The organism is Phocaeicola sartorii JCM 17136 = DSM 21941, assembly GCF_054653615.1.
Genome location: NZ_BAAIFW010000005.1, coordinates 1907657 through 1932140, shown reverse-complemented (window position 1 = coordinate 1932140; position 24484 = coordinate 1907657). Strand labels below are relative to the sequence as shown.

Sequence of the window (24484 nt, the reverse complement as noted above, 5' to 3'; positions counted from 1 at the left end):
CATTCAATGTAAATGACATTGCGGACTTTACTTTATTATACAATGTCCTTATTCACTCACCTTAGAGATGAAAGCTCCCTTACCCACCTGGACGGCGCCATTGTAGCTGGCACGCGTACCGATGATGGTAATATTATCGCCTTCGGTGATATTCAGTGTTTCAAACTTTTTGCTTTCACCGTTCCATCCGGTCAGCAGGCCATAAACATATACCTTACCGGTGGCATCCTCAATGTCAAAGTTACCATAAAGCGTATTTTTGATATTGGCAACCTTACCGGTCAGCTGGTAATATTGCGAAGTGCTTTCCTCCGCTTCAAGGAATTCGGCCACAGTCACGATTTTCACGCTTTGCACTTCCTCTATAACCGCATTCGCCATCTGTGGAGTACCTTTATATTCTGCACGCTGGCCCACAAGAGTTACAATATCACCTTCCTTGAGGTCATAGTCGGCAAAGTTGTCGGTACCATAGATATAGACTTCTTCCGAGAAATCCTTAATATAAATGTTACCATATTTGGCATTGGCAATCTTGGTCACCACTCCACTCAAGCGATACTGTGTGGAACCGACTTCGGCAGCAATGAATTCCGCCACGGTAGCTTCTACAACAGCACCCTTCTGTGAGAGTTCAGTCTTGCTGGTGTATTCTTTCTTGCCATCGGTAGTACGGAATGTGATACTGGTAGAGCGATCGCCCCCCTCATTCTTGGCAGCACGGAACTTCACACAAACATTGGTGCCTTTCTGGTCGATAGAGGCAATAGACAACCATTCTTTGGCATCTTCCGGAATCTCTACAGAAACGCCGTCACCTTTGGTGATGAGGTATGCTTCAAAGATTCCCCCTTCAATAGGCAGTGTTTCATTGTAAACAGAGTCAACCTTAATGAGCGACTTGTTGATTTTAAGCACAGTAACGTCAACAAGCTCAACGGTACTTCCGTAGGTTGTTTTCGGACCTTGCACCGTCACTTCGTCCCCTTCTTCCAGACCCAGGCTGGCAAAGTTCTTCGTACCACCCTTGGCATCCAACGTACCATAGATATAAACCTTTCCGGTGGCGTCCACCAAGTCCCAGTTACCGTATGTGGTATTGGAGATGTTCGATACAACACCGGTCACTTTATAAGTCTTCTTGTCGGGACCGGCTATTACTTCGGCGCAAGTAGCTTCCGATACAATCGGCAAACCTTGCATGACAGTCAGATTCTGAGTCTCAGTAGCACAGATCAACTTAAGTTCCACAGAACGGCCATCAACCGCTTCATCGGCTGAGAATGTAATTTCACTTTCGCCTTGCGATCCTTGCGTAACAGAAATGGCAAGCCAGTCGGCCTTGTCGTTGCCAGTGATAACCCACTCGGCCTTCGATTCAATGGTAATGGAAGCGCTACCCCCTTCGACAGGCAATGCAATGTATGATTGTGAAACTTTCAAACCACCCAAGACTGCAGCATCATCATCTGAACAGCTGGTGAAAAGAGTCATCACAACAGCAAGCGCTATAAAGATATAATTTTTCATATTCTTCAATTGTTCTTAAATTGATAATCAGTTAAAGCAATACTTAATGCCGATAGAAGCATACCAGCACTGTCCGATAGAATGATTGGGAGTCCAAGTCTTAGTGTTGCCATTTATAGACCCCGGAGTTGAGAATGTAGCCACACCGTCAGCATCCACACCCTCGTACTTCAAGATGCGGGCATCGGAACCAATAGCAGGATTCAAGTACTTGCTGACTCCCCAGCTTGAATTGAAGAGATTGAGCACGTTCTTCATATCAAAGCTCAACTGCAATTTGTGCTTGGTACCAGCTACGTTCAGATTGAAATCGTGCTTGTAAGAGAAGTCTATGCGGTGTACCCAAGGAGAATAAAGGCTGTTAGGTTCTGCATATTTACCCTGATTAGCTTTCAGATAAGAGTTGCTATGTACATAATCCATAAAGCGTGTCTTGTCATCCTCGCTGACGAAACGGAAGGAACCGTCAGCCACTTGCTTGTCGGTAGGAATGTAAACGGCGTCGTAATTGTAACCGTCACCGTTCATATCGTTGGCCAGCATACAAGAGTAATTGTAGCCGCCACGCCATGTCTCGTAAATCAAGCTATAGTGGTTGCCGCTCTTGTCGTTGATTGTAGCATTGGCGATGAAACGGTCCGGAGTTACGTTAAGACCGTTGTGCAGACGGAAGTTGTTCACACCTTCGTAAGTAGAAAGGTAGTTGAGAACAGATGAAGCGTTAGAGCCCGGAAGTGAAGTCACCTCTTTGGATACGGTATGCGTATAGGCAGCCATCAATGTAATCCACTCGGCCGGTCTTGCGTTCACAGTCACGCTAGTAGACCATCCGTAGCCGCGGCTGGTGTTCTCGAGCATATAGGCGCTAGGCAAAGTCTTGCCGTTTTCGTCGGTATAAGTAGCGTCGGAAGGGAACATAGGGCGGTTGTCAGCACCGTTGAGACGGGCAAAACCGTTGATATCCTTCTGGCTCCAGTCTCTCAGCATAGCCGCATTGATCGTTTTGTTGAAGATACCTTCCACGGTCACACTCAACGGGAATGATACAGGTAATGTATAGTCTACCGCGATAGAAGACTTCCATACTTGCGGCATCTTGAAATCTGGGTCGATACCGCAGATAGAAGAAGGAACAGTTCCCTCCTCGGGGGTGATAGTCTGAGGATAGCCCAGGCTGATGATCTTATCTCTCAGAGCATCCGTAGAAAGAATGCCTCCCTTGAATTCGTCCATCGTGAACCCTTTTTTCGCTGCATTCGCCGCATTGATCTGTGCCTGATATTGCACCATACCGCCATTGGTAGGCATATTGGTAAAGAACACCAAAGGCAAACGTCCTGAGAACAGACCGCTACCGCCACGCAGTTTCAAGCTCTTGTCGCCCAACACATCCCAAGTGAAACCTACACGCGGGGATACTGTCAATGTGCTTCCCGGCCACTTGCCTGTGTCAATATGACGGCCGTTGTAGTCAAGTTCCAGAATAGCATTGTTGGTCATCAAGTCGCCATTGTCAAAGAAGAGTCCGTCGAAACGAAGTCCTGCCGTAACTTTGAAATCAGTACGTACGTTCCATTCGTCCTGCAAGTAGAAGCCTACCTTATTGAACTGGACACGTGACGCCGGTTCTCTCTCACCATTATATCCATAAGTCATACATACGATTTCCGGAGCGGCACCCGAGAGGAAGTCATCCATACTGGTATAGCGATAATATCCTGTACCGTTACGCAGATACTGGTTGTCGGCCATCTGATGCTCATAGTTCAAGCCTGCCATGATTTTATGATTACCCAGATAGTAGGTGATATCGTCCTTAATATTCCATACCGTGTTGTGAACGGCGTTGTTGTAGGTGAAAAGTTCTTCACCAAAAGAGATATAGTTCTGATTATCTTTCAGAATATCGACGAAAGGGAATATGCTGGAGTTGGTGCCGCGGGCATCGTCCAGCTTAGAGAATGTAGCCAGGAACTGGTTGGACAATCTGTCCGACAAACGGCTGTTGAGGTCGAAAGAGAAAGAATGCACCAGGTTATCCATAGAGTACATGGAGTTGGCATAGGACATGGCGTACTGTGAGGTACGATTGCCCGACATACGTGAACCGCCGTCCATAGAGCTTCCGTTAGGAGCAAACCAGTTCGTGTTCTTGGTATAGTTGTAACGCAAGGCCAGATGATGGTTGTTGGTGATGTTCCAATCCAGACGGGCCAGCAGCTTGGTGTTCTTCGTATCGGAAGGGAAGCTGGTGAACGAACCGGTGTCATAGCCATATTTCTCTTTTGCGAAATCGGATACTTTCTGCAGGTCGGCAACAGTGGCGCGTGACAGGTAAGCATCCGGATTGGCGACACCGTCTTCCGAAGCACGCCAACGGTTGGCGATGGTAGGCGTATTCTGCAACTCACCGTTCGCGAAGAAAAAGAGTTTGTTCTTTATGATAGGTCCTCCGATGGTGAAACCATACGTAGTAGACTGGTCTTTCTCGCGGGCGCCGGCAATGGCTTCACGGTCGATGGCATCACCACGCATATTTTCATTCCGATGGTAAATATAAGCAGAACCTTTATAGGTATTGGTACCTGATTTGGTAATGGCGTTTATACCACCACCGATAAAGTTGGTCTGGCGTACATCGAATGGAGAGATAACTACCTGAATCTCGTCAATCGCTTCGATAGAAACAGGATTGCCGCCACCAGGCAGGTTGGAACTCAAACCGAAGTTATTGTTGAAGTTGGCACCATCAATTGTGAAATTGGCAGTACGACCGTCAGATCCGGCAAACGACATTCCATTGCCACCATAAGCCGACAAACGGGAATAGTCTGTAATGCTACGGCTTACAGAAGGCATGTTCACAATCTGAGCGTTGGAGATATTGGTTGTCGCTCCGGTCTTCTCGGTAGAGAACTTCGTTTTCTGAGCTGTAACAACTACTTCTTGAAGAAGCTCGGCCGATTCACTCATCTTCGCATCCAGGTTATAGACTTCACCCAATTGAAGAGTTACGTCCTTAAACACATTGGTCTGATAACCAACATAGGATATACTTACTGTGTAAGGGCCTCCGGCACGCATACCTTGGATAGTATAGCGTCCATCCACATTGGTTATAGCCCCATACATAGTTCCCGAAGGTTCATGGACAGCCTGAACCGTGGCACCGATGATGGCTTCCTTGTCCTCGTCAGCCACCTTACCACTCAAAGAGGCGGTGGTAACCTGAGCGCTGACAGTAACAGCAATCATCATCATGACTGCCGATAAAAAAGATCTCATTCTTTTCACCATAATTGATTTAATTAATTAAACTAAAATTTATATTATTTTTAGCGGTACAAAAATAGTAAAATCTTCCCAAATACTAATTACAGAAACACTACATTTATTATATAAAGATGTTTTTTCTGCCATATTCACCAATAACACGCAGGCTCGGAATGATAATTATGTTAAGAAAGCAAAAAGTCAGCCCTACAGGATATACTTATGCTGCTTCATCCCCTCCTCCAGTTCAGCTTTTCCAGTTTTCCGCAATGGGACACCCAAATCAGATTTGAGTGATATTGTAAGTCAGAAAGTACATTTTTTCACGTACGCCCGCATGGAGCTACACATACGTATGTGTAGCTCCATGCGGGCGTACGTATAAGCTTACACGTATATACGTGTTTTATTTCACTTCCAATACCACGATAGACTTGGCGGGAAGAGTCACTTTCAAGCTTCCTTTATTGACCTTTGCCCCGCTAAATTCTTTAGGAGCAACCACATCCGGTTTCTCGAAACTATTGTAATCACCTATATTATCAGCGGTTAAAATACGGCCGGTAACACTCTTGGCTTTCACCTCACCCAAGTTCAGCTCTATATCCTGCGATTCCTGCAAGTCCACATTAGACAAAGAAATATGAATCAAACCGTTCGCATCCCGTGAAGCGGTAGCACTTACCATCGGAACAATGCGATCGTCACGTACAATCTTGCGTTCACAGTTCAGTTCCAAAGGAAGATAAGTAGCATCCTGATGTACTTTATACATTTCGAAGACATGATAAGTCGGTGTCAGCACCATCTTGTCATCCTTGGTCAGAATCATGGATTGAAGCACATTGGCTATCTGGGCAATGTTTGTCATCTTAATGCGGTCCGTATATTTATGGAAAACATCCAAAGTTAAAGAAGCCACGAAAGCATCGCGCAACGTATTCTGCTGATACAAATGTCCACGGATAGTTCCCGGCTCTTCATCCCACCAGGTTCCCCACTCGTCTACCATCAAACCGATTTGCTTCTTCGGATCATATTTATCCATAATTGCCATATGCTTCTTCAACACCTGTTCTATTTCCAGACATTTGCCCATAGTCCAATAATAATCATCATCAGTGAACTGTGTAGCCGATCCTTTGCTTCCGCTCCATCCCATCACTGTATAATAATGTAAGGAGATACCAGCCATGCGATGGCCTACATTCTTCATCAGGATTTCAGTCCAGTCATAATCATAATCACTGGCGCCACTGGCTATTTTAAACAAATGATTGCCATCATAATTACGACAATAAGTAGAATAACGGCGGTACAAGTCTGCATAATATTCAGGACGCATACTGCCTCCGCATCCCCAACTTTCATTACCTACCCCAAAGAATTTCACTTTCCATGGTTTCTCACGACCGTTCTCCTTACGCAGTTTCGCCATCGGGCTACCTTGTTCGGAAGTCATGTATTCCACCCATTTTGCCATTTCTTCCACACTTCCGCTTCCTACATTACCGCTGATATAAGGCTCACAACCTATCAGCTCACACAAGTTCAGAAATTCATGTGTACCGAAGCTATTATCTTCCACTGTACCTCCCCAGTTGTTATTGACCATCCGTGGACGATTCTCTTTCGGGCCGATACCATCCATCCAATGATATTCATCGGCAAAACATCCGCCCGGCCAACGAAGCACCGGTACTTTCAAGTCCTTCAATGCCTGAAGCACATCATTACGATAGCCTTGGGTATTGGGAATTTTAGAATCCTCGCCTACCCATAAGCCTCCATAGATACAGGTTCCCAGATGCTCTGCAAATTGCCCGTAAATATGTTTGCTAATGATTTCTCTCCCTTGTCCGGGATGTACATTGATAGTCGCTTTCTGTTGGGCAAATACCGGCATTGCAGCGAACAAAGCCAAACCCATAAGTGCATTTTTCATGATTAAAAATAAATAATTAATATACTATTTTGCGTTCTCGTTTTTTGCTTGGTCAAATTTACATATTTTACATCAACCGTATAGTGGACAAAATTGTATTTTTAGGGGTACAAAATCGTCAAAAGTAGAAAAAAACAAGATATTTGCCTATATTTGCATCCGAAAAAGCCGTTGGACTAAAATGAATAGAAAGAAACGTACTATTATATGGATTGTGATCCTTATAATTATCCTAGTGGGGACTGGTGGTGCAGGAAGTATATATTACTACTTCTTTGCCAAACAATTCCAACTTACAAAGACTACCTATATTTATATAGACAGAGATGATAACCTGGATTCTGTATATCAGAAAATAATCCGGAACGGACATCCTAAAAGCATGTTTGGTTTTCAATATCTGGCAGAAAAAAAGAAGTATGGAGACAATATACTGACAGGACGTTATGTTCTCAATCCGTCGGACAATATGCGCTACTTCTTCCGGCGTCTTTCCATGGGATACCAGACTCCCATTAATCTGACTGTACCCAGTGTACGTACCGTGGACAGATTAGTGCGGGCCGTTTCACGCCAGCTCATGATTGATTCGCTGGATATTGCCAATTTAATTTCCGACAGTGCTTACTGCGCACAAATGGGGTATACCCAAGAGACCCTCCCCTCTCTTTTTATTCCCAACACGTACGAAGTTTATTGGAATATGAGTGCGGACGCTTTTATAAAACGGATGCAAAAAGAACATGCCGTCTTTTGGAATAATGAAAGGTTGAAAAAGGCTCAACGTATCGGACTTACTCCAGAAGAAGTGTCCACCTTGGCCTCTATCGTAGAAGAAGAAACGGCTAATGGCTCTGAAAAGCCTATGGTTGCAGGACTTTATATCAACAGATTGAATAAAGGAATGTTATTGCAAGCAGACCCAACGGTAAAATTTGGTTTGCAGGAATTCGGACTGAAACGCATTCTTTTCAAGCATCTGGAAGTGGACTCTCCTTATAATACCTACAAGCATGCAGGCTTACCTCCGGGACCTATCCGGATCCCATCCATCCAAGGACTGGAAAGTGTGCTGAATTATACACAGCATAATTATATTTACATGTGTGCAAAAGAAGATTTTTCAGGCACCCATAATTTCGCTGTCACAGCAGCCCAGCATCAAGCGAATGCAAGACGTTATCAACAAGCGTTAAACCGACGGAAGATAAAATAAAAGAGGAGGTCATAATACCCAAACAGAAAGTTTCACCCCTGCGACAAATAGCTGTAGCAGGAGTGATTTCTTCAAAGAGGGAGTTTTGAGACACCCTCCCCAAAATGAATAATTTAATACCTATTAATAGAATCTTCTTCTTTAGAATATAAAGTCCATGCTGATTATTTTTTAATATCAATTTCCTCACACCTATAAATCTTTCAACAACCTTCCTTTGTATTGTCCTTTCTTCCCGGTCATCTTTCCATATTCCACTGCATGTACCGGGCAAGCATGGTAACAGGCCAGACATTGAGTGCAGTTATTTCCCCAGACGGGACGATCCGTCACTGTTATATTATTCACAGGACAAGCCTTCTCACATTTCTTACAACCAATACAGGCTTCCGTTGCATGAAAAGGCTTGGGAGACATCAGAAAAGCATTGAAAAGAGGACGCAGCAAATAGGATTTGGTCAATGGAAGCGCACCTTCATGACAATTATATTGTTTCATTTGAACCCTTGATGTAATCTCTTCATTAATAAAGCGCACACGGGCAACAGCATTCTGTACTTTCTGAATTTCTATATCTTCATCATCTACATCAAAACCGGGCAAAGAAACATACGTATTCGGCATAGTAACCGAATAGCCGGCAACACATCGCCAACCTTTCTGAGTAACAGCAGAGGAAAAAATTTGCGCAGTCCTTCCTGTATCATCTCCACAAGTACAAACAAAAAAGAGATATCCCGGCTTATCCAACTTTAGTTGATGAATAAAACGAAGTACCATTTCCGGAGGTCCCCATGCATATACAGGGAAGACAAAACCTACTTTTTCCCCTTCTTTCAATTTATACTCTTTGCCCTTGTCTATTTCCATAACTATGGACAACAATTCCTCATTCTGCCCTTCCGCCAGCCGCCTTGCCACCCAAGCCGAATTGCCTGTACCCGAAAAATAAAATATCATATCCGTACTATTTTTATAAAAAAGAAGCGATGCTAATCTATTGAATTAGCATCGCCCTATAATGAAGCCGCACCAGTGATGCGATGAAACTCCGAATGACAGGTTTTGAGTGCTCTCCTCCTTTGTAATCCACCGGCATAAATGCTACCCGAAGGCGTGGCCCGCCATTGGAAGATGAAGCTATGTCTCGGTTTTCAGATTAGTTTGATGAGTTTCCCAATCCAACTAATGCGGCTCGCTTTTCATCTCTTTCCGTATGACAAATATACGTCCTTTTTATGATATAAACAAGAGTATAGCAGAATTTGTTTGTTAAAAATAATAAGCAAGAAAATAACTCTCTGTTATTCTGCTTATTGTTGTTTTCCATTTCTTGAGGGAACATCAGAAAGCATCTGCAATAAAAAAAGAGCAACCTCATAGAGATTGCTCTTTTAGTAAATCTTTATATTACCGTTTACAGAAAAATTTAAGCTGCTTTTGCTTTAGCAACAACTGCTTTAAATGCTTCCGGATGGTTCATAGCTAAATCAGCTAACACCTTACGGTTGATTTCGATACCTGCTTTATGCAATGCACCCATCAATTTAGAATAAGACATTCCTTCCAGACGAGCGGCAGCATTGATACGCTGAATCCACAAAGCGCGGAAATTACGTTTCTTGTTCTTACGGTCACGGTATGCGTAGGTCAAACCCTTTTCCCAAGTGTTTTTTGCTACTGTCCATACATTCTTTCTTGCACCAAAGTAACCTCTGGTAAGACCTAAAATTTTCTTTCTTCTTGCTCTAGAAGCAACATGATTTACTGATCTTGGCATAGTTTTAATTCTTTTTGAATGTTAGCGCCACTGTTTCACACGGTGAACTTAAAGCTAAAGACATTCGGTTAATACTTTAAATAATACGTTTACGCTTTTGTTGTTTTTAGATTACTTCATGCAAAGAAGTTCCTTAACCTGATCCAAGTTAGCATTAGCTACTAAGCCTGAATGTACAAGGTTTCTTTTCTGCTTTTTAGTTTTCTTAGTCAAAATATGACTGTGAAAAGCGTGCTTTCTTTTGATTTTACCTGTTCCGGTAAGAGCGAATCTTTTTTTAGAACCGGAGTTAGTCTTGATCTTTGGCATCTTGTTTTTAATTTTAAATTATTATTCAAATGGTGGTAACGCACTATACCGGCGCGTCACGCACTCTTCTTTATCCTTTTGTTTCTACTGCCTTTTTCGGAGCTTCCTTTTTAGCAGTATCCGTTTCCGCCTTCTTCGGTGCGCCCGCTTTCTTTGGCGCCAAAGAAATTGTCATTCTCTTACCTTCCAACAAAGGCATCTGCTCTACTTTTGCATATTCTTCCAAGTCATTCGCAAAACGAAGCAACAACACTTCACCTTGTTCTTTGAAAAGGATGGAACGTCCTTTAAAGAATACGTACGCTTTCACCTTGTCTCCGTCCTGCAAGAATCCGATGGCATGTTTCAACTTGAAGTTGTAGTCATGATCATCTGTTTGAGGCCCAAAACGGATTTCTTTTACGTTTACCTTTACCTGTTTAGCCTTTTGTTCCTTTTGACGTTTCTTTAATTGATAAAGAAATTTAGAATAATCAATAATTCTACAAACTGGAGGAACAGCATTGGGTGAAATTTCAACTAGGTCAGCCTCATGATCTTCAGCCATTTTTAAAGCCTGAGCTATCGGATAAACTGCCGGTTCTACATCGTCGCCCACTATGCGGACTTCTTTGGCACGAATCTGTTCATTGATTCTGTGTTGCCCTTTTAAACTGTCATTCTTCATTAAAAAACTTTTAGTTCCTGTTTGTTTCTTCTTATTTTAATTAGTATTTCTTTATCTAAACGCAAAAGAATACATAAAGGTTTAACAATATGCTCTTTTGCAAACGGCTGCAAAGTTACCATTTATTTATCATATTAGAAACTTCTTCGGCAAGATTTTTTCCGAATTCTTCTATTTTTATGGTTCCTTTGTCTCCTTCGCCCTGCTTGCGGACTGCAACTTCACCGTTTTCAGCTTCTTTCTCACCTACAATCAGCATGTAAGGAATACGTTTCATTTCATTGTCACGAATCTTACGGCCAATTTTCTCATTACGATCATCCACAATAGCACGGACATCGAATTTTCTCAGTTCCGCTTTCACTTTTTCCGCATACTCATTGAATTTCTCAGAAATAGGCAGAATAGCTACCTGGTCGGGAGTCAGCCACAACGGGAATTTACCGGCAGTATGCTCAATCAATACAGCAACAAAACGTTCCATCGATCCGAAAGGCGCACGGTGAATCATTACCGGACGATGTTTCTGGTTATCAGAACCCATATATTCCAACTGGAATCGTTCGGGCAAGTTGTAGTCCACCTGAATTGTTCCTAACTGCCAACGACGACCAATAGCGTCTTTCACCATAAAGTCTAATTTAGGGCCATAGAATGCTGCTTCACCATATTCAACTTTCGCAGTCAGACCTTTTTCTTCGCAAGCTTCAATAATGGCCTGTTCAGCTTTTTCCCAGTTCTCATCGCTACCAATGTACTTTTCGCGGTTCACCTTGTCACGAAGAGAAATCTGAGCTTCCACATTCTCAAAGTTCATAGACTTGAACACAATGTTGATGATATCCATCACGCGAAGGAATTCTTCCTTCACTTGGTCGGGACGACAGAACAAGTGAGCATCATCTTGTGTAAAACTGCGCACACGGGTCAGTCCGTGTAATTCCCCACTCTGTTCGTAGCGGCATACGGTTCCGAATTCCGCAATACGCAACGGCAGGTCTTTATAAGAACGTGGAGAATTCTTATAAATCATACAGTGATGAGGACAGTTCATCGGTTTCAGGAAATACTCTTCCCCTTCTTCGGGGGTATGAATAGGCTGGAACGAGTCTTTACCGTACTTGGCGTAGTGTCCCGAAGTGATATACAGGTTCTTGTTGCCAATAGGCGGGCACATTACTTCCTGATAGTCATAACGGGCCTGGATACGGCGCAAGAAATCTTGTAAACGGATACGCAAGGCAGTACCTTTCGGCAGCCACATGGGAAGTCCCTTGCCCACCATATCGGTAAACATGAACAAATCCATTTCCTTACCTATCTTACGATGGTCGCGTTTCTTAGCTTCTTCCAGCATGACCAGATATTCGTCCAGCATTTTCTTCTTCGGGAAAGTTATGCCATAAATACGTGTCATCTGTTTGCGGTCTTCCTGCCCTCTCCAATAAGCACCGGCCACAGAAAGCAGCTTGATAGCTTTGATAGGAGCAGTAGAGGTCAAATGAGGACCACGGCAAAGATCAGTAAACGCACCTTGTGTATAAGTGGTGATGTGCCCATCCTCCAGTTCGGAGATCAATTCACATTTATAAGTCTCACCTCTTTCACCGAATTTTTTCAATGCATCCTCTTTAGCGATGCTCTGACGCACCAATGCCTCTTTCTTTGCAGCCAGCTCAGCCATCTTGGCCTCGATTGCAGGTAGATCTGCTTCCTTAATGATTGCTTCACCCGGATCTACATCATAGTAAAAACCGTTTTCAATGGCCGGACCAATACCAAACTGAATGCCTGGATAAAGTTCTTGCAATGCTTCGGCCAGCAAGTGGGCACTCGTGTGCCAGAAAGCATGTTTGCCCTGTTCGTCTTCCCATTTATAAAGAACGAAATTTGCATCTTCATTGATCGGGCGAGATAAATCAATCGTTTCACCGTTCACGCCACAAGCCAATACATCTTGTGCCAGCCGTGAACTGATACTTTCTGCAATCTGCAGACCAGTAACTCCTTCGTTATATTCGCGAACGGAGCCGTCGGGGAATGTTATCTTTATCATAATATTCTATTTGTTTTCTTTCTTGAGGATGCAAAAATAACGAAATCTTTTTGACTTACCCTCTTTTTAGCAAAAAAATGTTATTCTTTTCGTTCTGTAAAGCGTTTAATAATATTGTAAGCCGAGAAAAGCCCCAACTCACCCGCTTTACTTAAGTCCTGTATTCCTTGCCTGTTGTTACCCAGGAAAATATGAGTCAAGCCACGATTGAAATAAGCATCCGCAAATTTGGGGTCCAACTGGATGGCTCTGTCATAATCAACAATTGCCGCACGATAGTCTTTCAAGATAGAGAGCACGTTACCTCTATTATAATATGCATAAACAAAATCCGGAGCCAGCTCAATCACCTTGTCCAAATCGCGCTTTACCATTTCATAGTCCGCAGCTTTCACAGTGCCCTTCTCTCCCGGACCGACTTTCAAATCATACTCTTTTTCCATTTTCTGATATTCCAGTTGCTTATAACGGATCAGAGCACGATTGAAATAAACCGGGAAGAAATTTCCCTCGACAATAATAGCCTGATTCAAATCTTCAATGGCACTTGCAAAATCCTGCACCAGATAAAAGTCCAATGAACGAGCAAAACGTTTGTTCACATCATTCGGATCAGCCACAATGGCAGCAGTCTGTTCATCAATGGATGCGAAATGCTTTGTAGCTTGTTCTTCCGTCAAGGGAGCCTCCTCATTAGTTATAATCAGACGACCGGGAAGTACTTTCTGATCATTCAGTGTTTCAATGAACTTATAATAGTTGACCTGTCGTTTCACATCATCGCGCTTTTCATAATAGGTAAGCACGAACATGGGCTGGGGAACGATATTCACATTCTTATCCTGCACACGCCCGCGATAGTCACTCTTATATTTTTCTTCTCCTTCTTCATTGTCGGCAACCACAATCTTACGATAGTTATTCATGTTTTTGTCGGACTTCTTACGGGTTTTATCATTCTCCGTATTATCGGCAGTCTGCTTGCCAGGATCCACCCCGTTCTGTTTATCCAATTGTGCTTTCAACACTTTAAACTCATCAGCATCCGCACCTTTCAAATCTCCAATTTTCTTACGCGCCTGCGCTCTATACTGATATCCCAGCAAGAAATTGGGATATTCATTTATCACCGTAGAATAATCTTTAATCGCCCCTTTGTAATCCCCTGTCTGATCCAATAACAGACCACGGTTGAAAATAGCCATCATATTGTCGGGCTCCATTTCGATAACAAAATTAAAATCCTGAATGGCCCGGTTGTCATCCCCCACTTGTGCACGCAACAAGCCCCGGTTATAATGACCGATGAAATTATTGGGATCAATATCCAATGCAATATCATAGTCACTCATCGCTCCCCTCAGGTTATTCTGATGGTAACGGGCTAAAGCGCGGTTGATATAAACGCCTGAGTTCCGGGTGGACAGATGGATGGCATGGTCAAAATCAGCCTCCGCGTCTTTATATCTCTGTTGCTGCAAACGAAGGATAGCACGGCTGGCCCATGTATCCGCATCATAACGGTCTATTTCAATCGCCTTGCCAAAATCTTTTTCGGCAGCCAAAGTATCCTTCTGCTTCAAATCCACCTCGCCACGCATCAAATAAGCTTTGGTATATCGGGGAGAAATAGCGATCAGCTTATCCAGATCATTCTTCGCACCTTTATAATCCTCCTGCCTGATACGACAAAGAGCCATGTTATGCCATATTCCTATGTTCTCAGGATCAAACTCCAATGCCTTAATATAATCTTCTATAGCTCCCGCAAAATTATCCTGCTGGATCCGTGCCAGCCCACGTACCTGATAAGCGCTTACCACAAACGGATTACGCTCGATAGCCTCCGAACAGTCACTCTCCGCTCCCTGGAAATCATCCAAATTTATCTTCGCCAACCCTCTATAAAAATAAGGATCAGACAAATAAGGTTTTGCATTAATCACCTGATTAAAGTATTGAATCGAAAGGACATAATCCTCAAAATAAAGCGCATTACGCCCTATCGCCATCACCCTGTCCGTATTAATCTGCGCCGAAGCCAGTACAGGGAACATTATCAATAATGTATAGAGTATCCGTTTTATCATTTTGTATTTATAAAAATACGGTTTCCACCACAGATGTATTACCTGTGGTGCATAGATCAAAATCTCAAAGTTATCATTTTACAGTCTTGACCTTATAGGAACAACGAGCCTTACCTTTCAGCATGGCACCCAGTTTTCCTTTAATCATCTGTTTGCGCAATGCAGACAAATGATCGATGAACATCTTTCCATCCAAGTGATCGAACTCGTGCTGCATCACTCTTGCCAAATAGCCTTCCACCCACTCATCATGCTCTTTCAGTTCTTCATCCAGATAAGTCACATGAATACGGTCCGGACGTTTCACCGCCTCATGGATACCGGGCAGACTCAAGCAACCTTCTTCCATGCTGACCTCTTCTCCACCGACCTCTAAAATATGAGGATTTATATAGGCCCGACGAAAATCCTTAAACTCAGGCAATTCATCAGACATCACATCCAAATCAATAGCAACAACACGAATGGGCAAACCAATTTGCGGAGCAGCCAAGCCTACCCCATCTGCACGATTCATGGTTTCAAACATATTTGCAATCAACTCTTTCAAATTAGGATAATCCGGGGTAATATCTTCCGCTTCTTTGCGCAACACCGGTTGTCCATACACATAAATAGGTAATATCATTTTTCTTAATCTGTTTTATTTATTAAATAAATTTCTTCGACTCCAAATAAGACTGTAAGATTATCGTGGCACTGATTTCATCAACTAAAGCTTTATTCTGCCTGTCTTTCTTCTTCAAGCCCCCATCCAACATGGCCTGATGAGCCAATACAGACGTAAATCGCTCGTCAACAAACTCGACCGGCATACCCGGCAACCTTTTCTTCAGCTGATTGACAAATGGAACAATATTACGCATATTGTCCGATTCCTGATTATTCATTTGTTTGGGATGCCCTACAACAATGCGTTCTACAGGCTCTTTTTCCACATATTTCAGAATAAAGTCCAGCAGTTGGTGCGTAGGAACAGTCGTTAACCCGTTTGCAATAATCTGCAAAACATCTGTCACAGCCACACCTGTGCGCTTTTTACCGTAATCTATAGCTAATATTCTACTCATATAGTTTGCAAAAATACAAATTTATTCCATACCTATTTTACATATAAAGATTAAAATATGCTTTTTCAACTGTTTTTTCAAAAGAAACGACTCATTTCGTTTAATTTTATTTGCTATTTAAAAAATAGTACTTATTTTTGCACCGAATATGTGGCTTAACGTAAGGGTCGCATAATGTTAAATTGAAACAAGTATTTGTTATAAAATGAAAAATAAGAGCTCTTCAAAAGGAGTTTTATATAGATGTTTGTTGTATTGTATAGCCATACTGTTGCTTGTTATGATTCCTTTAAGAAGTTTCAGTCAATCAACAGGAGAACTAACGACAGACAGTCTTGTAAAAATGGGATTTGAAAATGTAAGATGGACAGATACTCCTGAAGAAAGAGTTTATGTGGTTGAGAACAGTGCTTACAAGATTCAAGCATTAGGTATCAAAAAAGCTGTAGACATCATACAGTCCATAGGATTACCTGAAGGCAGACCTTGCAAGCTGATTGTTACCAATTACAATGTACCTCAGGTTTCACTAACCTATCAGCCTCTTACCGGTGACACCACCGTAGTAAGTGGTGAAGACTGGAAAGTCAGTTATAATATAGGTGACAGTTGGGACAAGGTGAAAAAAGAAAAGAAAAAAAACAGTTCGCTGTTTAAAGTAGATATATTGGTATATCCGCAGCTATCTTATAAGAATTTGGTTATTACACAAATATATCAAGTTTTATTTGACTTAAGTCCAGCTGTAGAGGTTTCTTTATGGCCTGGAAGTAAGTTTACGGGACAGATAAAAATACCTATATATAATGACGGATATGGAAGTTTAGAAGATAAGATTCACCCTGGGCATTTAACCCTATCTCAGCGATTTCGTTTGCCTTACAATATTTATGGCAAAGTGGCAGTGGGATATTTTAATGCTGACAGATGGGGGGCAGATTTATCTTTTTTTCACCCGTTTAAAGATGAACGTTTCTCTATGGATGTTAGAATTGGATATGTAGGAGTAGGCTATTGGAATGGTTTTCATTTACATTATGATGACAAGATGAAAATAACATGGTCTGTAGGAGGTAATTTCTATTGGTCGAAATACAATACACAATTTAGTGTAAAAGGAGAAAAATATTTATTAGGAGAGAAAGGTATTAAATTTGAAATGATACGCCATTTCCGATATGCTTCCATCGGTTTCTACGCAATGAAAGCAGAGCATGCCAATTCAAACGGTGGCTTCAGATTTCAAATAGCGTTACCTTTCTATAAAATGAAGAGGAAAGGCTATTGGCCGCGTATAAATTTCTCCCGAAACATGGGAACAATTTACAATGCAGGCAATGAGCAAAGATATTATAAAGAATTTAAAGCAGAAGCTAGCGATAACATAATGGAAAAAAATAGTTTTAATCCATATTTTATTAAATCAGAATTATTAAATTTTTAATTGTATTAAGATGAAAAAAAACAATTTTTTAAACGGCTTAACCGCAAAGATTGCACTAGCCGTTGTAGCTCTGACTACAACAATGTTTACTTCATGTTCCAATGAAGACATTGAGATTGACGTAACACCTGTTAATGCTAAAGCTATTATTACACCTGTTGTTTTTGCAAACGGACAAGATGTTACTACAAGTGCAAACATTACTTACAGTACAGGTAATGGAACTTATGAAGGAACAACAATTGCTGCACAAACTGTCACAGTTACCGCAACCTACAACAACCTGACAGGTTCTACAACTGTTGATATTCCTACATTGACAGCAGCGCAAGTTTGGACAAAAACCGCTATCATTATTCTAAGCTATAGCAGTGAAGACTTAGAAGCCACAGAAGGAGAGTCAACAACTAAAACTGAAACTATCTCTAAAGAGTATACCTATGACAACCCAAGCGATTATTGGTACGAAGTACCTGTCACCTACACTCAAAAAAATGGTTCTAAAGTTGTTTCATCTACTATAAACACAACTGATAAAGCAGTTAAAGAATTGATAGACAGTTACAACATTCCTATCAAAGAAGAAAAAATCACAAAGGAATATCCTGTTTATGCTCATTCTAGACTAGCTGTTAAGGTTGAGAGTGTTATCAAAACAACAACATATACCATTACTCAAAAAACTAGAGCAAATGAAACTGTTTTAGCTACATTTATTGTAGAAGAAACAACTACTGCTGTTAAAGCTGATGGAAACAAAGAAATCCCCGGACATGGTCATGCACCTGCTGGACATGGACACGGACATGCACACGGCGGTAGTGACAATGCTGGTGGTGGTATCATCATTGCAGACTAATACTGTTTAAAAGAATAGGTTTAATTATCAGTAAACAATAAAAAATATAGAACAATGAAATATAAATTTTTAACTCTGTCATTACTTTTGGCAGGTGCATGTGCAACAATGAATGCACAAAGCACAAAAGATAACTACTATACTCCGAAATGGAGTGATAATATCTTTATCAGCGTAGGTGGTGGTATTCATTCTATCAACAATGATGGGTTTAACAAGATTGCTCCTCATTTCAGTATTTCTTTAGGTAAATTAATTACTCCGACATGGGGCGTACGTGCTCAAGTAAACGGATTAACCCAACACCTTTGTATGCAAGATGTTCAATACTACAAACACAATAAAAATTTTATTGGCGGTAACATCGATGCCATGATCAACTTGTCCACTTTATTTGCGGGTGCTAATCCTAGCCGCTTCTTTGAAGTATACGGTTTTATTGGTCCTACAATTTCTGTTGCTAAATCACAAAATGCCAAATACACAATTGATGCAACAACAGGAAAACAATCAGTGGCTGTAACTGGTGACGATGACTTAAAAGCTCGCATTGGTGCTTCTGCAGGTTTAGGACTGAAGTTCAATATCAACAGCAAATGGGCTATTGATGTGGAAGCTCGTGGCGCTATTGCTCCTTCTATTTTCGGTAACATTAGCGACCACCGTAAAGCTGAAGGAACAGGTATGTTGACAGCTGGTGTAAGCTATATTTTCGGCGGCAAGAAATTTGCTAAGGTTGAAGACCGTGTAGTAGAAAAAGAAGTCATCAAGGAAGTTGTCCGCGAAGTTCCTAAAGAAGTAGTAAAAGAAGTAGTGAAGGAAGTTCCCAGCGCTGCAGAAGTTGCTATCTTCTTCAAGATCGGTAAAGCAAAAATCAGCCCGGAAGGTATGGTTAATGTACAGTTGATGGCTAAAGCTATGAAAGCTAATCCTAATACTAAGTACAAAATTGCAGGTTTCGCTGATAAAGCTACAGGATCCGCTTCATTCAACCAGACTTTGTCTGAAAAACGTGCTCAGGCTGTTTACGATGCATTGGTTGCAGAAGGCGTAAAAGAAAGCCAGCTTGAAAAAGTTGCTATGGGTGGTACAGACAATATGTTTGGAAAGAATTATCTTAACCGCGTAGTAATTTTAGAAGCAAAATAAAAGATCCAGAGCATGCTCTAATAATCAAGTAGGAGAAAATAAAGTAGTTTTCTCCTACTTTTTTTCTCCCCCCACACACCATCACGCCGGCACATAGCTGTTTTTTATCACGATCAATCTTACATAATACGGCAAAGGATACTGCCCCATCATCAACAAATAGGAGAAAACTCTTCATATCCGCCAATTTATAGTAACTCCAACTTCATCTTGAACATATTCCTTTAGCTCTATTATATATTTCCCGCAACCCAAACCCTTACTTTTTGAAGTGAATCCCTTTAGTCCGTTTTTGAGTTCGATTTATTTTCAGACTGAAAAAAGCACACTTGGAGTCGTATTGTATCAAAATGCCGGCACAGCTTTTTTCATTGATATAGATTAAGAAATGAGTGATTTATTGTGAATTTTGAACGATTATTTATATAAAATATGCTGAAAAACATATAAATTTGCCACCGTAAAACCAAACTAAATTAAACGAAGATGGAAAAGAAAACAGTAAAGTACCATATTCCCCAAAACGGAATATACATGTACGCACGTACTAATTCTGGGAAAACTGAACTCATTGTCCTAAACAGCACCAATGCTGAACAAGTGGTGGCAAACGACCACTACCGCATGATGACAAATGACTCAAAAAGCGGCAAAGAACTTATCAGCGGCAAAAAAATTGACCTTACCAAGAATATGACAATCGGTGCACGTCAATCATTGATTATTGAATTATAATTGTTTTTTTAAGGTAAGAAGGTAAAATGAGCATGTAAAAATAAAGGCGGTTCTTTATAAAGGCCGCCTTTATTTATTTTCTCCTCCCCCTTTATTTGCGCGAAACGATTGTCCCTGTAGCCTGATAAGTAGGCATAACCAGCATTTCCGCAATCTGCATATACTCTGGTACAGAAGCGGCAAAATAAACCGTTTCCGCAATATCATCCCCAGTCAATGGACGAATACCTTTATATACATTATCCGCCTTTTCCTTATCTCCCCGGAAACGAATCACTGAGAAATTTGTTTCTACCAACCCCGGTTTGATATTGGTCACTCTCAGCGGAGTATCGACCAGATCTATACGTAATCCATCCGACAGAGCTTTCACGGCAGCCTTTGTGGCACAATATACACTGCCTCCCGGATAAGCTGCATCTCCGGCAATAGAACCAATATTAATGATATGTCCCCGTTTACGTTCCACCATTCCCGGTACAATCAAGCGTGTCATTGCCAGCAAAGCCTTGATGTTAGTGTCAATAACAATATCCCACTCATCCAGGCTACCTTCCTGTTCTTTATCCATACCGATAACTAATCCTGCGTTATTTACCAGTATATCAATGGCTTGCCATTCTTCGGGCAATGATTCCAAAGCAACCATTGCCGCTTTACGGTCACGCACGTCAAAAGGAAGCAAATATACTTTCACACCATATTGCTTTTCTAATTCTTCTTTCAACCCATTCAGTTTATCTACATTACGGGCATTTAAAATCAAGCTTGCTCCCTGTGAAGCAAACTTACGGGCACATCCGGCGCCGATACCGCTGGAAGCTCCTGTGATAAAAACAATCTTATCCATTTACTTATTTCTATTTATTAAAGAACTTACCGAAATTCACACGAGTAATTCTTCCTCTCCGTCAAAAGATTTACCCGATGTAAAGGTACAATATAATTTGCAATTTAGTTGCATCTTCTTTCCGCTATCTTTGTTACCATAAAATAAAAGAGACAATGAAAAAAATAAAATTAGAATCAGTTTTTAATGAGTTCACTTTAATGGGGATAGCCATATTGGGAGCATTCTATCTGGGAGAATATTGGGAAGGTATCGCTGTCATCCTATTCTATCTCATCGGTGAATGGCTTCAGCACAAAGCCATACACAAAGCGCACAGCAATATCAAAACTTTACTGGATGTACGTCCCGAAACGGCTACTGTGGTTTATAATAATAAGTATAAAATAACAACGCCAGACCAAGTACAGCCAGGTGAAACAATCGAAATAAAAGCCGGAGAAAAAGTTCCGCTAGACGGAGTGCTGCTGGAAGATTCCGCTTCATTTAACACAGCCGCCCTCACCGGAGAAAGTGTTCCCCGAACTCTGTACAGACAGGAAGAAGTTCTGGCAGGAATGATCGCCTCAGACAAAGTGGTACGGATCAAAGTAAACAAACCGTATGATCAAAGCGCCTTGGCACATATCCTCACTTTAGTACAAAATGCAGCAGAAAGAAAAGCTCCTGCCGAATTGTTTATCCGCCGCTTTGCACGGGTTTATACACCCATAGTGACAGGATTGGCGATATTAGTGGTCATGCTCCCCTATTTATACGCTATGATACAACCAGAATTCATCTTTATATTTGACGACTGGTTCTACCGGGCTCTCGTATTTCTAGTTATCTCATGTCCTTGCGCATTAGTGGTCAGCATTCCATTAGGATACTTTGGAGGCATTGGCGCCGCATCCCACAAAGGAATTCTTTTCAAAGGAGGTAATTATCTGGATGCCATTACCCGGATAAACACTGTAGTGTTCGATAAAACCGGAACACTTACCCAAGGAGTGTTCAGTGTCCGGACCATATCGGCAGCTGAAGGTGTTTCACAGAAAGAACTGCTTCAACTCATCGCCTCCATAGAAAGTTTCAGCAATCATCCTATCGCAAGGGCTATTGTCAAATATGCGGAAGAACAAAGTATCCCCCTTTACCTGTCACTGAAAATCACAGAAATTGCTGGATATGGAATAAAAGCCATTACAGAGGGTAAAGAAGTATATGTAGGAAACACACGGTTATTATCAAAATACGGCATCTCTTTCCCTTGTGAGACTGGCAACCTGACAGAAACAATCGTGCTATGCGCGATGGAAAACAAATATTTGGGACACATTTCATTGGCGGACACACTCAAACCTGATGCCATACAAGCCATCCGCGAACTGAAAGACTTAAATATTGATAATATTCAATTATTATCGGGAGATAAACAGACAATTGTTTCTAATTTAGCCGATAATATAGGTGTCGCACAGGCTTTCGGCGATTTACTGCCCGAAGGCAAAGTAGCACATCTGGAACAATTAAAAGCAAATGCTGAGAACCGTGTGGCTTTTGTTGGAGACGGCATCAACGACACTCCTGCACTAGCACTTTGCGATGTCGGAATTGCCATGGGTGGCCTAGGCAGTGATGCCGCTATAGAGACTGCGGATGTAGTGATACAAACAGACCAGCCCAGCAAAGTGGCGGAAGCTATAAAAATAGGAAAACAGACTCACCGCATCGTATGGCAAAATATATCGATGGCATTCGGAGTGAAATTGTTGGTATTGTTATTGGGAGCCGGTGGAATGGCCACCATGTGGGAAGCTATATTCGCAGATGCAGGTGTAGCTTTACTCGCCATTTTTAATGCAATGAGAATACAGAAATATAAATGATTTGATCCATGAATGAAACAATTTATTTGAAAAGGCTGGAGCAACGGGAAATCAAACCGACAGCTATACGCCTACTGATTCTGAAGACCATGATGCAGCACAAAGAGGCATTTTCACTGTTGGATTTGGAAAACGAATTAGATACGGTAGATAAATCAACTATCTACCGCACCATCACCCTTTTCCTTGCCCATCACCTGATTCACGGCATTGACGACGGGACAGGGGCTTTAAAATACGCCGTATGCAGCAACGACTGCAATTGCGAAGTAGACGACCTCCACACCCACTTTTATTGTGAGAACTGCCATCGAACTTTCTGTATGAAAAGTATTCATGTGCCCGTCGTAACGCTCCCTCCGGGATTCACCGTGCAGAGTATCAATTATGTACTGAAAGGTCTGTGTCCGGAATGCTCGTCAACTAAAAAAACACCCTAATTCTATTTGGGAGCAAGAAACTTCTTACTTAACCATTTTCTTACCGGTTCATCATATAGCTTCAGACACAGATAGGCAAGAAAGACACTCAAAGCAAAGACACCCACAGCTACATACCAAGTTTCTCCCAATGTATAGAGTTTATTCTCTATCAGCCATGCGTAGAACAAATACATCAACGGATAATGTACTACATAGACCGGATAGGATATATCTCCCAAGAACTTACAGATCTTTGTCGATTGCTTATCCGTAGTGGAACCCGACGCCCCCACCCACAAGAGGGCAGGAAAAACCACAATTACACAAAACGCCTCATAAATGCCATTCACGCAAACAGGCTCCAATCCTTCCAGATAAGGAACCGAGAACAGTACAATCAGTACAACTGTACATATCCAGAATGCCCCCCTCACCTTCATAGGTTTGAAGTTACGCGACATCAACATGCCCAACGAAAACGGGAAAAGCATACGCAAGGTTCCACCCAAGAAATTCACTCCGTCCAGTGTCCATCCCACTCCCATGTTTCCATAACCGGACACATTGAAAACAGCAAATGACGCCAGTGCCATACCTAACAATACAACCAGTACAGCCAACGCCTTATTAGACAAACGACGAATGAACAGCGCATAAAGAATATTACCTATATACTCAAAAAACAGCGACCAGCAAGGCCCGTTCAAAGGGAACATCTCACCATTGCCACGAACTTCATATCCCACACCCGGCATGGCAGGAATAAAAAGCATGGTACAAAGCAAAGACAACATAATCATGGAAACAGCAACATGCGTTCCATCCCATTGCACACACCCTTGAATACAAAACGTCACAGCACCCAGAACGGCACCCATAATTACCATCGGATGAAGACGGATCAAACGGCGTTTGAAAAAGTCTTTCAGCGTGAAATTCTTCCCCCAACGGTCATCATACGCATAACCGATTACAAAACCCGAAAGAATAAAAAAGAAATCCACAGCCAGATATCCGTGGTTGAGAGTCTCGATATTACCGGCACTGGCAAAAGCAAAGCCTTCGAATACATGATACCATATTACCAGAAGAGCAGCGACTCCTCTCAATCCATCAAGGAGATCATAATGAGGTTTTGTATCTGTAAATGCTGCAGAAGAGATTTTTTCCATAATAAATGAACAGATTTAATAATTATTTTTTTAACCTTTACTAATA

The 24484-nt window shown here is 41.8% G+C and carries 20 protein-coding genes; 7 read left to right on the top strand and 13 right to left on the bottom strand.

Features of this window, described 5'->3' with window-relative positions; translation table 11 throughout:
• Positions 1–48: 48 nt before the first annotated feature.
• From ACYQ0C_RS08125 to ACYQ0C_RS08115, 3 genes are all read right to left on the bottom strand, one after another.
• Positions 49–1530 carry a BACON domain-containing protein gene (locus tag ACYQ0C_RS08125; RefSeq protein ID WP_016276282.1) on the bottom strand — a complete coding sequence of 494 codons (1482 nt, stop codon included), beginning with the start codon at positions 1528–1530 and terminating at the stop codon, positions 49–51.
• 27 nt (positions 1531–1557) lie between these two features.
• Complete coding sequence (locus tag ACYQ0C_RS08120) at positions 1558–4827, bottom strand: TonB-dependent receptor (protein WP_016276281.1); 3270 nt, start codon at positions 4825–4827, stop codon at positions 1558–1560.
• 382 nt (positions 4828–5209) lie between these two features.
• A complete protein-coding gene (locus ACYQ0C_RS08115; protein ID WP_016276280.1) occupies positions 5210–6733 on the bottom strand; it encodes an alpha-N-arabinofuranosidase in 1524 nt (507 codons plus the stop codon).
• 196 nt (positions 6734–6929) lie between these two features.
• On the opposite strand from ACYQ0C_RS08115, the gene mltG reads away from it, so the two are divergent.
• Positions 6930–7964 (top strand): endolytic transglycosylase MltG, encoded by a 1035-nt coding sequence (mltG, locus tag ACYQ0C_RS08110; RefSeq protein ID WP_016276279.1) that lies wholly within the window; start codon positions 6930–6932, stop codon positions 7962–7964.
• Between the two features lie 192 nt (positions 7965–8156).
• On the opposite strand, the gene ACYQ0C_RS08105 is transcribed toward mltG, so the two are convergent.
• The 8 genes from ACYQ0C_RS08105 to ruvX all read right to left on the bottom strand — a co-directional run bounded on the left by ACYQ0C_RS08105 (position 8157) and on the right by ruvX (position 15936).
• Entirely contained in the window at positions 8157–8924 is a 768-nt protein-coding gene (locus ACYQ0C_RS08105; protein ID WP_016276278.1) for an EFR1 family ferrodoxin, read from the bottom strand.
• 469 nt (positions 8925–9393) lie between these two features.
• The gene (rplT, locus tag ACYQ0C_RS08100) at positions 9394–9744 is read right to left on the bottom strand and encodes a 50S ribosomal protein L20 (RefSeq protein WP_007560377.1); all 351 of its coding nucleotides are present in this window, start codon (positions 9742–9744) and stop codon (positions 9394–9396) included.
• A gap of 111 nt (positions 9745–9855) precedes the next feature.
• Positions 9856–10053 carry a 50S ribosomal protein L35 gene (gene rpmI, locus ACYQ0C_RS08095; protein ID WP_005937090.1) on the bottom strand — a complete coding sequence of 66 codons (198 nt, stop codon included), beginning with the start codon at positions 10051–10053 and terminating at the stop codon, positions 9856–9858.
• A gap of 70 nt (positions 10054–10123) precedes the next feature.
• Positions 10124–10720 (bottom strand): translation initiation factor IF-3, encoded by a 597-nt coding sequence (gene infC / locus ACYQ0C_RS08090; RefSeq protein WP_016276276.1) that lies wholly within the window; start codon positions 10718–10720, stop codon positions 10124–10126.
• 115 nt (positions 10721–10835) lie between these two features.
• Positions 10836–12776 (bottom strand): threonine--tRNA ligase, encoded by a 1941-nt coding sequence (gene thrS / locus ACYQ0C_RS08085; protein WP_016276274.1) that lies wholly within the window; start codon positions 12774–12776, stop codon positions 10836–10838.
• Between the two features lie 80 nt (positions 12777–12856).
• Positions 12857–14866 carry a tetratricopeptide repeat protein gene (locus ACYQ0C_RS08080; RefSeq protein ID WP_016276273.1) on the bottom strand — a complete coding sequence of 670 codons (2010 nt, stop codon included), beginning with the start codon at positions 14864–14866 and terminating at the stop codon, positions 12857–12859.
• Positions 14867–14939: 73 nt separating this feature from the next.
• Complete coding sequence (gene def, locus ACYQ0C_RS08075) at positions 14940–15494, bottom strand: peptide deformylase (RefSeq protein WP_016276272.1); 555 nt, start codon at positions 15492–15494, stop codon at positions 14940–14942.
• A 22-nt stretch (positions 15495–15516) separates the two neighbouring features.
• Positions 15517–15936, bottom strand: a complete 420-nt coding sequence (gene ruvX / locus ACYQ0C_RS08070; RefSeq protein ID WP_016276271.1) for a Holliday junction resolvase RuvX — start codon at positions 15934–15936, stop codon at positions 15517–15519.
• 205 nt (positions 15937–16141) lie between these two features.
• On the opposite strand from ruvX, the gene ACYQ0C_RS08065 reads away from it, so the two are divergent.
• The 4 genes from ACYQ0C_RS08065 to ACYQ0C_RS08050 all read left to right on the top strand — a co-directional run bounded on the left by ACYQ0C_RS08065 (position 16142) and on the right by ACYQ0C_RS08050 (position 20123).
• Entirely contained in the window at positions 16142–17380 is a 1239-nt protein-coding gene (locus ACYQ0C_RS08065) for a hypothetical protein (protein ID WP_016276270.1), read from the top strand.
• Between the two features lie 10 nt (positions 17381–17390).
• Complete coding sequence (locus ACYQ0C_RS08060; RefSeq protein WP_016276269.1) at positions 17391–18239, top strand: DUF3869 domain-containing protein; 849 nt, start codon at positions 17391–17393, stop codon at positions 18237–18239.
• Positions 18240–18293: 54 nt separating this feature from the next.
• Positions 18294–19388 (top strand): OmpA family protein, encoded by a 1095-nt coding sequence (locus ACYQ0C_RS08055; RefSeq protein ID WP_016276268.1) that lies wholly within the window; start codon positions 18294–18296, stop codon positions 19386–19388.
• 486 nt (positions 19389–19874) lie between these two features.
• Positions 19875–20123: a cyclomaltodextrinase C-terminal domain-containing protein gene (locus tag ACYQ0C_RS08050; RefSeq protein ID WP_016276267.1), complete on the top strand. Its 249-nt coding sequence runs from the start codon at positions 19875–19877 to the stop codon at positions 20121–20123.
• 91 nt (positions 20124–20214) lie between these two features.
• On the opposite strand, the gene ACYQ0C_RS08045 is transcribed toward ACYQ0C_RS08050, so the two are convergent.
• On the bottom strand, positions 20215–20973 hold the full coding sequence (locus ACYQ0C_RS08045; RefSeq protein WP_016276266.1) for an SDR family oxidoreductase: 759 nt from the start codon (positions 20971–20973) through the stop codon (positions 20215–20217).
• A 155-nt stretch (positions 20974–21128) separates the two neighbouring features.
• Between ACYQ0C_RS08045 and ACYQ0C_RS08040 the strand changes: the two genes are divergently transcribed.
• On the top strand, positions 21129–22844 hold the full coding sequence (locus tag ACYQ0C_RS08040; RefSeq protein WP_016276265.1) for a heavy metal translocating P-type ATPase: 1716 nt from the start codon (positions 21129–21131) through the stop codon (positions 22842–22844).
• 8 nt (positions 22845–22852) lie between these two features.
• Positions 22853–23284, top strand: coding sequence for a Fur family transcriptional regulator (locus tag ACYQ0C_RS08035; RefSeq protein WP_016276264.1), 432 nt, complete (start codon positions 22853–22855; stop codon positions 23282–23284).
• 2 nt (positions 23285–23286) lie between these two features.
• Here ACYQ0C_RS08035 and ACYQ0C_RS08030 read toward each other — a convergent pair whose 3' ends face one another.
• A complete protein-coding gene (locus tag ACYQ0C_RS08030; RefSeq protein WP_016276263.1) occupies positions 23287–24438 on the bottom strand; it encodes an acyltransferase family protein in 1152 nt (383 codons plus the stop codon).
• Between the last annotated feature and the right edge of the window lie 46 nt (positions 24439–24484).